This is a genomic window from Xanthomonas sp. JAI131, assembly GCF_013410075.1.
GTDB classification, from domain to species: Bacteria; Pseudomonadota; Gammaproteobacteria; order Xanthomonadales; family Xanthomonadaceae; genus Xanthomonas_A; species Xanthomonas_A bonasiae.
Map to the genome: position 1 here is coordinate 488,223 of NZ_JACCCN010000002.1, position 12,882 is coordinate 501,104.

Below are 12,882 nucleotides of genomic sequence, written 5' to 3' on the forward strand. Positions count from 1 at the left end.
ATCATCCCCTCTCAGCTGCACACCCCGAGGACAGCACCATGGCCACACGACGCGGTTTCCTGCAGGGCGCCATCGCCCTGGCCCTGTTCGGCAGCAGCGGCATCGCCCGCCTGGCGCAAGCACGCGCCGGCAGCTACGCCCTGCCCGCCGACGCGCGCGCCAAGGCCGAGCTCACCCGCCACGTCGACGTGTTCATCGGCACCGGCGGCCACGGCCACACCTTCCCCGGCGCCACGCTGCCGTTCGGCATGGTGCAGCTGAGCCCGGACACCTACAACGCGGTGTGGGATTCGTGCTCCGGCTACCACGAATCCGACGGCTCGATCATGGGCTTCTCGCACACCCACCTGTCCGGCACCGGCGTCGGCGACCTGCTCGATTTCCTGGTCGTCCCCGCCACCGGCGACGTGAAGCTGGTCCCCGGCACGCTGGAAGATCCGGACGCCGGCTACCGCTCGCGCTACGACCACGCCGACGAAGCCGCCTCGCCCGGCTACTACCGCGTGCGCCTGAAGGACAGCGGCGTGCACGCCGAGCTGACCGCCACCGCGCGCGCCGGCCTGCACCGCTACCACTTCCCCAAGGGCAAGCCGGCGCACCTGCTGCTGGACCTGTGCCACGGCATGCAGGACAAACCCGAGATCGCGACCCGGGTCAGCGACGCGCAGCTGCGCATCGTCGATGCGCGCACCCTGACCGGCGGGCGCCGCGTGTACCAGTGGGCGACCGGCCGCTACATCTACTTCGCCATGCGCCTGTCGCGGCCGTTCGCCAAGGCCCAACTCTATTCCGAAGACCAGCCGCTGGCCGCCGGCGCACACCAGGCCGACGGCACCCACCTGAAGGTGGCGCTGCACTACCCCGACGCCGCCGACGCGCCGCTGCTGGTCAAGGTCGGCATCTCCGCGGTCAGCGCCGACAACGCCCTGGCCAACCTCGACGCCGAACTGCCCGACTTCGATTTCGCGCGCGTGCATGCCGCTGCCGTGGCCGCGTGGGAGAAGGAACTGGCGCGGGTGCGCATCGACAGCGACGACGACGCGCAGCAGCGCATCTTCTACACCGGCCTGTACCACAGCCTGCTCGCGCCGACCCTGTTCAGCGACACCGACGGCCGCTACCGCGGCATGGACCTGCAGGTGCACCAGGCACCCGCCGGCTACCACAACTACAGCACCTACTCGCTGTGGGACACCTACCGCGCCCTGCACCCCTTGCTGACCCTGATGCAGCCCGAGCGCGTGCCCGACCTGGTGCAGTGCCTGGTGCGCGGCGCCAACGAATGCCCGGACGGCGTCGGCATCTGGCCGCTGCAGGGCGTGGAGACCGGCTGCATGATCGGCTACCACTCCGCCGTGGTGCTGGCCGAAGCGCACGCCAAGGGCTTCACCGGCATCGACTACGCCGCCGCCTGGCCTGCCTACCGCAAGCGCGCCATGGACGACACCACGCACGGCCTGGACGAGTACCGCAAGCGCGGCTACATCCCCAGCGACACCGTGGACGAAGCGGTCAGCCGCACCCTGGAATACGCCTACGACGACTGGGCCGTGGCGCACCTGGCGCAGGCCGCCGGCGCCACCAAGGAGGCGAGCGCCCTGCGCGAACGCTCGCGCAACTACCGCAACGTGTTCAACCGCAAGAGCGGCTTCGTGCAGCCGCGGCTGAGCAACGGCGACTGGGCCGCCCCGTTCGATCCGCGCGCGATGGGCCACCTCACGAAATGGCGCGATTTCACCGAGTCCAATGCCTGGCAGGCCACCTTCCTCAACCAGCACGACCTGTACGGCTACATGGAGCTGTTCGGCGGCCGCGACGGCTTCGTCGCCAAGCTCGACGAACTGTTCTCCACCAGCTCCGAACTGCCGGCCGACGCGCCGCCGGACATCGACGGCATGGTCGGCCAGTACGCGCACGGCAACGAACCCAGCCACCACGTGGCCTACCTGTTCGCCTACGCCGGGCAGCCGTACAAGACCCAGGCGATGGTGCGGCGGCTGCTGCGCGAGCAATACCACGACGCGCGCAACGGCCTGTCCGGCAACGAGGACTGCGGGCAGATGAGCGCCTGGTTCGTGCTCAGCGCCCTGGGCTTCTACGCCGTGGACCCGGTCAGCGCCACCTACGTGCTCGGCAGCCCGCTGTTCAAGCGCGCCGACGTCGATGTCGGCAACGGCCGCACCCTCAGCGTCGTCGCCCACGGCAACAGCGCCGCCAACGTCTACATCCAGCGCGCCCGCTGGAACGGCAAGCCGTACACGCGCAGCTGGCTGCGCCACGCCGACCTCGCCGCCGGCGGCACCCTGGAACTGGAGATGGGCCCGAAGCCGAACCCCGCCTTCGGCGCAGCCAAGGAAGATCTGCCTCCTTCCTTCGTTTGATACGCCCCGCCCTTTGTAGGAGCGGCTTCAGCCGCGACCGAGACTCTCCGGTAGCACTCTGTCGCGGCTAAAGCCGCTCCTACAAAAAACAAAACTCACCCCCGCCAGAGACCCCCACATGCTGCGTCGTTCCCTGTCCGCCCTTGCCCTGTCGCTCCTGCTGTCCCTCCCGGCATCCGCACAGCCGACGCACGCCACCACGCCCTGGCCCGCCTTCGCCACCCAGGGCGAACACTTCACCCGCGACGGCAAGCCCTACCAGATCATTTCCGGCGCCATCCACTTCCAGCGCATCCCGCGCGCCTACTGGAAGGACCGCCTGCAGAAAGCGCGCGCCATGGGCCTGAACACCGTGGAGACCTACGTGTTCTGGAACCTGGTCGAACCGCGCCAGGGCCAGTTCGACTTCAGCGGCAACAACGACCTGGCCGCCTTCATCGACGAAGCCGCCGCACAGGGACTCAACGTGATCCTGCGTCCCGGCCCCTACGTCTGCGCCGAATGGGAAGCCGGCGGCTACCCCGCCTGGCTGTTCGCCGAACCGGGCCTGCGCGTGCGCAGCCAGGACCCGCGCTTCCTCGCCGCCAGCCAGGCCTACCTCGACGCCGTCGCCGCGCAGGTCAAGCCCAAGCTCAACCACAACGGCGGCCCCATCATCGCCGTACAGGTCGAGAACGAATACGGCTCCTACGACGACGACCACGTCTACATGCAGGCCAACCGCGCCATGTTCGTCAAGGCCGGTTTCGACAAGGCCCTGCTGTTCACCGCCGACGGCGCCGACGTGCTGGCCAACGGCACCCTGCCCGACACCCTGGCGGTAGTGAACTTCGGCCCCGGCGAAGCCGAGAAAGCGTTCCAGAGCCTGGCCACGTTCCGCCCCGGCCAACCGCAGATGGTGGGCGAATACTGGGCCGGCTGGTTCGACCAGTGGGGCGACAAACATGCCAACACCGACGCAGCCAAGCAGGCCAGCGAATTCGAATGGATCCTGCGCCAGGGCCATTCCGCGAACATCTACATGTTCGTCGGCGGCACCAGCTTCGGCTTCATGAACGGCGCCAACTTCCAGAAGAACGCCAGCGACCACTACGCCCCGCAGACCACCAGCTACGACTACGACGCCGTGCTGGACGAAGCCGGCCGGCCCACGCCCAAGTTCGCCCTGTTCCGCGACGCCATCACCCGCGTCACCGGCGTGCAGCCGCCCGCCCTGCCCACCCCGATCCGCTTCGCCGAACTGCCGGCCACCCCGCTGCGCGAATCCGCCTCGCTTTGGGACAACCTGCCGGCCCCGGCCGCCACCACCGACACCCCGCAACCGATGGAGCGCTACGGCCAGGCCTACGGCTACATCCTCTACCGCACCACCGTCACCGGCCCGCGCAAGGGCAGCCTGTACCTGGGCGAGGTGCGCGACTACGCCCGCGTCTACGTCGATCGCCAGCTGGCCGGCAGCGCCGAGCGCCGCCTGCAGCAAGTGGCCGTGGACGTGGACATCCCCGCCGGTACCCACACCGTGGACGTGCTGGTGGAAAACGGCGGCCGCATCAACTACGGCGCCCACCTGGCCGACGGCCGCGCCGGCCTGGTGGACCCGGTGCTGCTCGACGGAAAGCCGCTGACCGGCTGGCAGACATTCCCGCTGCCGATGGACGCCCCGAGCAAGCTCACCGGCTGGACCACCGCCAAGGTCGACGGCCCCGCTTTCCACCGCGGCACCGTCAAGATCGGCACGCCCACCGACACCTTCCTGGACATGCAGGCCTTCGGCAAAGGCTTCGCCTGGGCCAATGGCCACAATCTGGGCCGGCATTGGAACATCGGGCCGCAGCGGGCGTTGTATTTCCCGGCGCCGATGCAGCGGAAGGGCGAGAACAGCGTGATCGTGTTCGATTTGGATAGCGCGGCGGATGCGAAGGTGAGTGGGGTTAAGGCGCAGGTTTGGAGTACGCCGGGTAACTGAGTCATTCGCGGAACGCGCCGTCCGGTAAATCTGGATGACGCGGGATCAAACAACTTGTCTACAAATTAAGGCTGCCGGCGGTTACGCCGAGCGGCCTTTAACTTGTGACGACCGTCAACAAGTGATAGCGTCGGCTTCGTGCGGGGATGCACTGGGGAATGGCGGTGGGGTTAGACGCAAGGGTTATGCGACAGCGCAACTTACGAAAGATCGAAACTGCAATGCGTGCTGCTCCGAAAGGTAGCGGTATCGGAGCGCTACACACCTGTTTTACACACCATTTTTCCGCTGAATAGTAGTTAGGCAACATGAGGCAGCATGGATTCCATACTAATTGTCGCAACCATTCTTGGTGGAATTGCCGCCATCGGGTACTTCTGGGACAAGATCAAAGAGATATTTGGAGGGAGAGGTAAGGCAAACCAACACGACATTGACCTGTATAGGCAGTACAGGGAACTAATTGTAGATAGCGGAGTTGCCGACTTCTACCGTAGTCATGACTTCCTCGGCGCTTTTAAAAACTCCTATTGGTCACCATTCTCTCGCTATGTGGATTCGTGGGGAACGGTCGATCATAAGTTCATCGACTCCCGCCTGAACAAAGCGCACGAAAAGGTCTATAAAACGGCGTCTGAGTTGGGAATGGCAATTGCAAAGAACACCGTTTCGGCTGGAGCTACGGGCCACTTGCGATCCGTAAAACCCGACAGTTTGCCGGCTGGCCCTACACCTGAGCACATCAAGGCTGAGGCGAGGGAGATAAATTTGCTGGTGCCCTGCTTTACTAGAGCACATGAAAAGTTTGTTCGGCTGGCAAATCGGCGGCTTCGCGGCATCGTTGCCTAACAATTCATTCAAGCCGAACTGGCTTGGCCAGCGGGCTTAATTCAGACGTTAGGCCGCAAGAGGAGATTTCGGTGTCAGCAATTCTTATCGCCACTATCGCCAACGTTGTCGCTATGGTTTCAGCGATTGTTGCAGCTGCGCTTTGGTACAAATCTGCCGTCGTTAAAGTCGCGCTCACTCCAGGCGGCACCGGCAGCCCAGAAATACTCGTTGACGGGTATGCATTCGTTTCTACTGCCAAGGCACAGACTAGTTGGAGTCGCCGTGCCGCGGTCGCCGCATCAGTCGCTGCGCTGTTTCAAGGCATTGGGCTTGCGGCTACTCTCGTTGCGGCCTAACAATTCATTCAGCCGACGCCGCTTCGCGGCGCGGCTTAATTCAGGCGTTAGACAGAATAATCTGCCGCATCCACAACTCTGAGGAAGGAGAAAGCACCTCTTATTTCGCTCGTTTCGTGCCTTCCTCAATCAAACCTCCAGTTGGCCTCCACAACTGTGAGCCAGCACATTCAAGTGTTTTGCCGGAGAGGGCAAAGACCGATGAAAACCAAAATTGTGCGCTCAAGCAATCACGAATTGAACTTAGCGTCACTCGTGCTTTTCCCCCTGTTGATCGTAGTAACAGCTCCTGCAAAAGCTCAGTCACTCAGTGCCGCCGATTCCAACCTGACGATTCCTATTCGCCTTAACCTAGCTACTGCTCAGGCTCAAGTAAACGCAGCAGTACCTAGCGAACTCGCTCGCATTGACCAGAAGAATGCCATATGCGTCGAGGCGCAGTGGTTAGAGACTAAGGGAATTCCGAAGTGCAAGATGGAAGGTATAAAGATCTACTGTGAAGACAATTGGATCAAAACAAAGATAACTCCCGAAGTGAAGTGCGACATCAGTGGATGGATTCGTCGGAGCGGCCCGATTGCGCTCGACGGATCGGGTCAAAAGCTTCGCGTTAGTATTCCGATTAAAGCAAGCATCTCCGCAAAAGCGATAGCTCAAGAGACCGCTGACGCTGAGGCTGTGATCTTCGCCGACGTTATCCCTAGCATAGATTCATCATGGAATCCGACCATCAGGGTTGAACCAAACTTTACATGGACTCAGCGTCCCACGATAAAGCTTTTCAATGCTGTCAAAGTCACGATTGGAAGTGAAGTCGAACCGAAGCTGCGCGAAGAACTCCAGAAGATGGCCCGCGAAGCACCTGAACTCTTGGAGAAACTTGAACTGAGACAAAAAGTGGAGGCCGCTTGGCGCGGCATACAAAAGCCGCAGCCGCTGCTTCGCGATCCCGAGTCATTCATACAGTTTTCGCCAAATTCCGCCCAGTTCTCAGGAATTCACATCGAAAACGGCATTCTTTACGCCACGGTAGGAATTTCTGGGAAAACCACCGTCACACTTGGGAAGCCGAAAGTTGAAGGCACCATGGTGGCTCTTCCGTCACTCCAAGCCGCGGATAGAACTGGCGGTTCGTTTTCCCTCATGATCCCAGTTGTAATGCCACATGCCAAGATTTCAAAGTACATGAATGAAAAGTTTCCAAAAGGATACGAGATAGCGCTTCAGAGAGGCGAGATGCCTGCGAGAGTTGTTTTGGATCGCCTGAGAGTCAGTTCGACGCAAGGAGGAGACCTATTGATATCGGTCCGCGTCGACTTCGATACTCGTTCCAAATTTTGGAAAACCATAGATGTATTTGACTGGCTTACGTTCTCCGGCGACTTGACATTCACGGGCAGGCCAGTCCTCAAGGCGGCGACGCGTGAGCTTGCCGTTAAGAATCTTACCTATACCGCCTCAACTAGCAGCAGGCTTACCGATTCTCTGATCTCACTTGCCGGGATCGAGCCAATTCGAAATTTTTTACAGGATCAGATTATGTTTCCGTTTGGCCCACATGTCGACAAAGCCAGGGGTCAGGCGAACTTGGCGCTAGCCAATATAAAAATCGGTAATGCGAAGCTGACCGCCAGCTTAGATATGATTTCTCTAGATTCCGTGGAGAACACGAATTCCGGAATTATGGTAAATACGCGAATGTCGGGAACTGCGGGATTAGATGTCGGCCTCTAAATAGAGTCAAGATAAATATTATGAACTCAGGAAAACAGGGGTCAGAGTCTGAGGTATCCCCACGTTTTTCATGAGGGAGCCAGCATCTAATGGAACACGGTTTCCGGCAGGGTTCGTAACCGCCTTATCCAGTTCCAGACCGGTTCCATGGGCCAACGGCGCAGCGTCCGATTCGGATGGTGGAGTGCAGCTTGCGCGCTTTCCTGCCCTTGCACCGAACGCAACAACACCGCCTCGCGCAGCGCATGCATACCGCCAAGTGATTCGGACAGGCACTTCTGCAATACTCCGCTGGCGCGCATGGTCGTCAGTCCTTTTTGGTTTCGTCAACTAGAAGACTGCGCCATGCGCGCGCTCACTTCCAGCCTGAAACTCCGTAAATCACTGATCTCACGATGAAAAACGTGGGAATACCTCAGACTCTGACCCCAGTTTTCGCCACGACAGGAGCGGCACGCTGTGGGAAGGCCGCTACAAGGCGTGCCCAACAGAGGCCAGAGTGGCCTCTTGTCAGTCAAACCTTCAACGCTCATCCAGCAGGGAGGATGCGACTTATAGCAGCGCTTCCACAGGACGCCGGCACGACGGCATTAATTATTAATTTGGCACACATAGCGGTGACCAAACGATTGCATCAGCGTTGACTCCACGTCAGATTCTGGCTCTTGTATAGAACAACCATCCAACCGCCGTTTGGCCCGGAAAGCTTATGTCAGTAAAGTGGAAGCAAAAGTATAATCCAAAAATTATCTTAGAAAAAATTGATAAATACCGGACCGTTACTGATAGTGAAGTAACCTTTTCCGGCTTCGATTATCAAGAGCATATGGCTGTACTAGCCTCCATGCTTGAATTTCCCGTAGCAGCAAATGGGCTCAATAAAAGCACGCTCATCTGGAAGGCAATTAGAAGCGTCAAGGGCGCACTGGAAAAAGATGTATTTATACACTCACTGAATGGCCACCTTGGACGTCAATTATCCAACAGAATAACCAAATACTCACTTATATCCAGCCTGTCATTAAGAGCACAGGACTTCCCCAAAGTTATTTCTATCCTTGATTGCAAGACATTTTTCTTGGGCAACACTCTGCCCAAGAAGTTTTCTAACCGATCGATCACTATCAATAATGCGAATATAGACATACCAACAACACCCATTAACTATTGCTTCATCAGAATAGATACGACTGCAAAGTCCGCTGAGGCCGCCGCCCAGAAGGCGATAGATGCACTCGATTTTCTTAGAGGAATTCTTGCACTTAGATGCAATTTCACAATGGAGTGGTCTTTTGGCGGCGGCAAGTCAAATAAGCCTATTAACAGGGTGCGCGCCGGAGGATTTCATACATTACATCATCCTGACGGCACCTCTGCAGGTCCAATTTTTTGGTATGAGCCAAATTTTAAACCTACTGAAAAAATCTATAAAAGCAAAACCGGAATTAACCTTGGGTCAATACTTAGAAGCGATCTCCGAAGTATCAGCCAGACGCCATATGAAGGAGAAATAAAATCTTCACTTATTAATTGCGCACGTAGCCTAGATGAGAAGGACCCTAATACCGCATTTGTAAAACTATGGTCTGCTTTAGAGTCCCTCATGAGCCCGAAAGTTGCCAAGTATGATGACATTATTCGGCGATGTAGCTTTTTGTACACTGAGAATGATTATCACCGCCAGGTATTGGAACATCTTCGCGATTACCGAAACCGCACGATTCATGCCGGATCTTCTTCTGAGGACGCAAGAACTAACTGCTATTTGCTTCAAGAGTACTTTCGGACGGCCATACATTTTTACGTAGGCAACAGAAGGGCGTTTTCCTCAATCGCCAGCGCAAATGAATTTCTTGATCTGCCACCAGATAAAAATGCTCTTGAGGAAAAGTTAAAAATGCTGAGAAAAGCTATAAAATTTGTCACCCCTGAGAATTAAACATCACAATGGCCAAGCTCACTAAAAGCTTACCGGCGCATGTAGCCCAAGCATTTGACATCGCAAGCGACCAGTAGCAATATCCTATGTAAGGAGCGTAGAAACTCCTCACAGAGCGGCACCCACCTCCGTCAAACTGGTGGGTTTTTTGTGCCTGTTCGCAGGCACACTCCGACGCGCTGTCTGCGTCGGGAGGGCGGTGAATACAACACCCTTCGGGGAAATAAGCCCGCCGGCTCTGTGCGGTTTCTAACCTCCCGACATCCCGTCGTCGGTCGGCGCGGGTTCCTGTCTGCCAAGGAGGCTGTGCCATGCGTCAACCCACATCCCGTAGCGCACCTGCTCGCCCCACGCCTGCCCGCAACCGTGCAACGCGCCAACCGAAGCCCGGTCCCGTGCCCGAGCCGGCCGGCTTCCTGCGTTACATCGAGCCACCGTGCACGCCGATGATGTCGGTTAAAGACGCCGCGGCCGCCATCGCCGCCGAGCTGGCCCGCCCGCCACGCTCACCCCGCCGCACACGCCCGCCGCAGACCTGCACTGTGGGCTGCGGCCACTCCGCCAGTGGCAAGCGCACGCCCGCGCTGCGCCTGGGCGGCCGCTGGATGGAGGCACTGGGCTTCACCATCGGCAGCACGCTGCGCGTGCAGGTGCGCGACGGCGAGCTGGTGGTGAGCGTGGCCAGCAAGGACTGACGCGGCCATCGATTACCGCGCATCAGAGGATCGCTGAGATGGCGTCTAACCGCTTTGTCTTCAAAAACAGGGGGCAGAGTGCACTTGCCCCCGTCCCTTACTAAATCGACAAGCACAGCTTCCCAAAATGCTTGCCCGCCGCCTGGTGCGCAAATGCATCGGCGATGTCTTCCAGCGCGAATGTCTGGTCGACCACCGGCTTGATGCCGGTTGCGTCGATGGCGCGGACCATGTCGCGCTGGTGGCTCCGGCTCCCGACGATCAAGCCCTGCAGGGTCTGGTGGCGTTGCATCAGCGCCACCGTGGGCACCGGGCCGGCAATGCCGGTCAATACGCCGATCAAGGCGATATGTCCGCCGATGCGGCAAGCCTGGATGGATTGCCCCAGCGTGTCGGGGCCGCCCACTTCGATCACGTTGTCGACGCCACGGCCGCTCGTGTACTCGAGCACCTTGGCCGCCCAGTCGGTATCGCGCCGGTAGTTGATCGTGAAGTCGGCGCCCAGTGCCTGCGCACGCGTCAGTTTCTCGTCGGAGGATGACGTTGCGATCACGGTGGCGCCCATCTGCTTGGCGAACTGCAGCGCAAAGATCGACACGCCCCCCGTGCCGAGCACCAGGACCGTGTCGCCGGCCTTCAGGCGCGCATCCACCACCAGTGCCCGCCATGCGGTGAGCCCGGCGGTCGTCAGCGTCGCCGCTTCGGCGTGGCTGTAGCCGCGCGGCGCATGCGTGAACCACTGCGCTGGGCGAACCACGTATTCGCGCGCATAGCCGTCGACACCGTCGCCGGGCACGGTCGCGAAATCGGCGATCGTCGGCCCGCCCTCCAGCCATGTCGGGAAGAACGTCGAGACGACGGCATCGCCCACGGCGAACTCGTCCACGCCCTCACCCACCGCCTCCACCACGCCGGCGCCGTCGGACATCGGGATGCGGCCGTCGGCGCTGGGCATCCGGCCGGTCACCACGCCCAGATCGTGGAAGTTGAGGGAGCTGGCATGTACGCGCACGCGGATTTCGCCGGCGCCCGGTTGGCCGGGGTCCGGAAGATCGACGAGGCGGAGGTTATCCAGGCCAGCGGGCTGGCGCAGGGTGATGGCTTTCATGAGCACGGAATCCTTGGTGGAAAAGTGGCGAGGGGTCGCGCTGCACCATTTGCAGCGCTGCCGCATTGCAGGCATTGTCAGCACGTACCTCCCGCATCGCAAGAACGTACAATTTTCACTGGTACTATCAATTTTGTAGGTAAGAAACCATGCGTCTGAAACGCCAGGACAGCAAGAGCGGCTGCGCGGTCGAAGTCACGCTTTCGGTGATCGGCGGCGTCTGGAAGCCCGTGATCCTGTTCCACCTGCTCTCGGGAAAGAAGCGCTTCATGGAACTGACGCGCCTGATTCCGAATGCCACGCAGCGCATGCTGACGTTGCAGTTGCGCGAGCTCGAGGAGGACGGCGTCATCGTGCGGCACGTCTATCCGCAGGTGCCGCCCAAGGTCGAATACGCGCTCACCCCGCTTGGCAAATCCCTCGCGCCGGTCCTGATCAGCCTGCGCGAATGGGGCGAGTCGTATCGCACCAGCGAGATGTCACGCGCGCCGGCCGAAGCTCCGGAATGCGCGCTTGGCGAAGCGACGGCTAATTGATTCAGGCAAGAACTTCCGGAAAACAGGAGCGCGCATCACGAGACGGCGTCAGCGTGGCAGGAAGCGCGACGTGGCGTAGCGAACGCCGATAGTCGAGAGCGACATCGCTGCAGATGCGAGGTCCGATGACGCAAGGGAGCCCTCAATCGTGAAGGAAGGCCCACTTGCAGGCGTCAATGCTCATGCGGCCGCTACGAACCACGTCTGCCGGTCACCCTACCTTGGCAGGCATCTGGACTGAAGTCTCTCCCACAGTGGACTTGGCCAACGCACCGCAAATCCTGAGGAGCGGCTTCCGCCACGACGCGCGTGGGCACGATGCCCGTCGCGGCGGAAGCCGCTCCTTCAAGCACAACGACGTGTCTCGCTGAGCCGTGGCAACGCATGTCTTCAGCGATGCCCCTCAAGACCCCGTAAGCGTGTTGTCCTCGAACGCCCGCGGCACCGTCAGCAAGCTGGCGAGATTATCGGTGGCGCCAGCCTGGGCGATCTTCTCAACCGTGCCCGCGGTGGTGCCTGCGCTGTGCGTCTGTATTGCTCCCGCCTGCGCCAGCGTGGCCGGCGACGGCGGCGCGGATACGGCATGCTCGAACACCGTGCCGACCGAACGCGCCAGGCTCTCGTAGAGCGACGTCACCGCCTGTGCCGGCGCTTCGCTGACGGCCTTGACGTGGGACTGGGTGACCGCATCGGTGATCTGCGCGTTGACGCCTGTGGGAAGTGCCATGTCTCGCTCCTGGATGGCGTGCATTCGATGTCGTAAGGGGTGCGGCGGCTCAGTCAGCCGATGATGGCGGCGACGCAATCACGCCCTGCGCACGCGCTGCGTCGACCACTTCCTGCATCTGTTGCGCAAGCACGGCGAAATGACGATCGAACTGCTCCTGCACCTCGCGCCTGATCGTTTCGGCCAGCAGGTCGGCCTGTTGGCCCGCCGACGGCCTTCCATCTGGATCCGGGCCCGCGTGCCCCTTCAGCCAGACCATGTCCTGCGCCGCTGCGGCCGCGATCGCATCGTGTGCCGCCTGGTCGCCCTCACGCATGGCGTTATCGGCGCTGCGCCTGGCCGCATCGCTCCGCTGCCGCGTGCGTTCGATCTCGGCAGCGCGTGACGAGGCAGCCGGATTGGGCGCCTCGCTCGTCGCCTGCGGTGCGCTTTGAGTCGCCAATGCGAATGCGCGCAATTGCGCGCGCTCGGCGTCCGACAACTCACGCCCCAGCCACTGGCGGGTCAAGTCGTACAAGGCCTGCATCTTCGGATCCGGCGTTTCGTTCATGCGCTGCTCCCCGCGAATGGTGGTGTGGTGGATACCGTCATGCGGCGGCACGCGGCCGC

The 12,882-nt window shown here is 60.6% G+C and carries 11 protein-coding genes; 7 read left to right on the top strand and 4 right to left on the bottom strand.

The genetic code is table 11. From position 1 onward, the window contains the following. Positions 1 to 38: 38 nt before the first annotated feature. From HDC36_RS08890 to HDC36_RS08905, 4 genes are all read left to right on the top strand, one after another. Positions 39 to 2,381: a GH92 family glycosyl hydrolase gene (locus HDC36_RS08890; protein WP_179566407.1), complete on the top strand. Its 2,343-nt coding sequence runs from the start codon at positions 39 to 41 to the stop codon at positions 2,379 to 2,381. A gap of 118 nt (positions 2,382 to 2,499) precedes the next feature. After that, positions 2,500 to 4,347 (top strand): beta-galactosidase family protein, encoded by a 1,848-nt coding sequence (locus HDC36_RS08895; RefSeq protein ID WP_179566409.1) that lies wholly within the window; start codon positions 2,500 to 2,502, stop codon positions 4,345 to 4,347. Positions 4,348 to 4,665: 318 nt separating this feature from the next. Continuing rightward, positions 4,666 to 5,196: a hypothetical protein gene (locus HDC36_RS08900; protein WP_179566411.1), complete on the top strand. Its 531-nt coding sequence runs from the start codon at positions 4,666 to 4,668 to the stop codon at positions 5,194 to 5,196. A gap of 539 nt (positions 5,197 to 5,735) precedes the next feature. Beyond that, entirely contained in the window at positions 5,736 to 7,268 is a 1,533-nt protein-coding gene (locus tag HDC36_RS08905) for a DUF4403 family protein (protein ID WP_179566413.1), read from the top strand. 86 nt (positions 7,269 to 7,354) lie between these two features. Here HDC36_RS08905 and HDC36_RS08910 read toward each other — a convergent pair whose 3' ends face one another. After that, complete coding sequence (locus HDC36_RS08910; RefSeq protein ID WP_179565697.1) at positions 7,355 to 7,570, bottom strand: hypothetical protein; 216 nt, start codon at positions 7,568 to 7,570, stop codon at positions 7,355 to 7,357. Positions 7,571 to 7,977: 407 nt separating this feature from the next. Here HDC36_RS08910 and HDC36_RS08915 point away from each other — a divergent pair, with 407 nt between their 5' ends. Together HDC36_RS08915 and HDC36_RS08920 are read left to right on the top strand one after the other, a co-directional pair. Further along, positions 7,978 to 9,207, top strand: a complete 1,230-nt coding sequence (locus HDC36_RS08915) for a hypothetical protein (RefSeq protein ID WP_179566415.1) — start codon at positions 7,978 to 7,980, stop codon at positions 9,205 to 9,207. A 395-nt stretch (positions 9,208 to 9,602) separates the two neighbouring features. Beyond that, positions 9,603 to 9,902: a SymE family type I addiction module toxin gene (locus HDC36_RS08920; RefSeq protein WP_343204327.1), complete on the top strand. Its 300-nt coding sequence runs from the start codon at positions 9,603 to 9,605 to the stop codon at positions 9,900 to 9,902. Positions 9,903 to 10,002: 100 nt separating this feature from the next. On the opposite strand, the gene HDC36_RS08925 is transcribed toward HDC36_RS08920, so the two are convergent. Then, positions 10,003 to 11,010: an NAD(P)-dependent alcohol dehydrogenase gene (locus HDC36_RS08925; protein ID WP_179566417.1), complete on the bottom strand. Its 1,008-nt coding sequence runs from the start codon at positions 11,008 to 11,010 to the stop codon at positions 10,003 to 10,005. Between the two features lie 149 nt (positions 11,011 to 11,159). Here HDC36_RS08925 and HDC36_RS08930 point away from each other — a divergent pair, with 149 nt between their 5' ends. Then, positions 11,160 to 11,546: a helix-turn-helix domain-containing protein gene (locus tag HDC36_RS08930; protein ID WP_179566419.1), complete on the top strand. Its 387-nt coding sequence runs from the start codon at positions 11,160 to 11,162 to the stop codon at positions 11,544 to 11,546. A 403-nt stretch (positions 11,547 to 11,949) separates the two neighbouring features. On the opposite strand, the gene HDC36_RS08935 is transcribed toward HDC36_RS08930, so the two are convergent. Continuing rightward, the gene (locus tag HDC36_RS08935) at positions 11,950 to 12,273 is read right to left on the bottom strand and encodes a RebB family R body protein (protein ID WP_179566421.1); all 324 of its coding nucleotides are present in this window, start codon (positions 12,271 to 12,273) and stop codon (positions 11,950 to 11,952) included. Positions 12,274 to 12,322: 49 nt separating this feature from the next. Then, entirely contained in the window at positions 12,323 to 12,823 is a 501-nt protein-coding gene (locus tag HDC36_RS08940) for a hypothetical protein (RefSeq protein ID WP_179566423.1), read from the bottom strand. Positions 12,824 to 12,882: the final 59 nt, after the last annotated feature.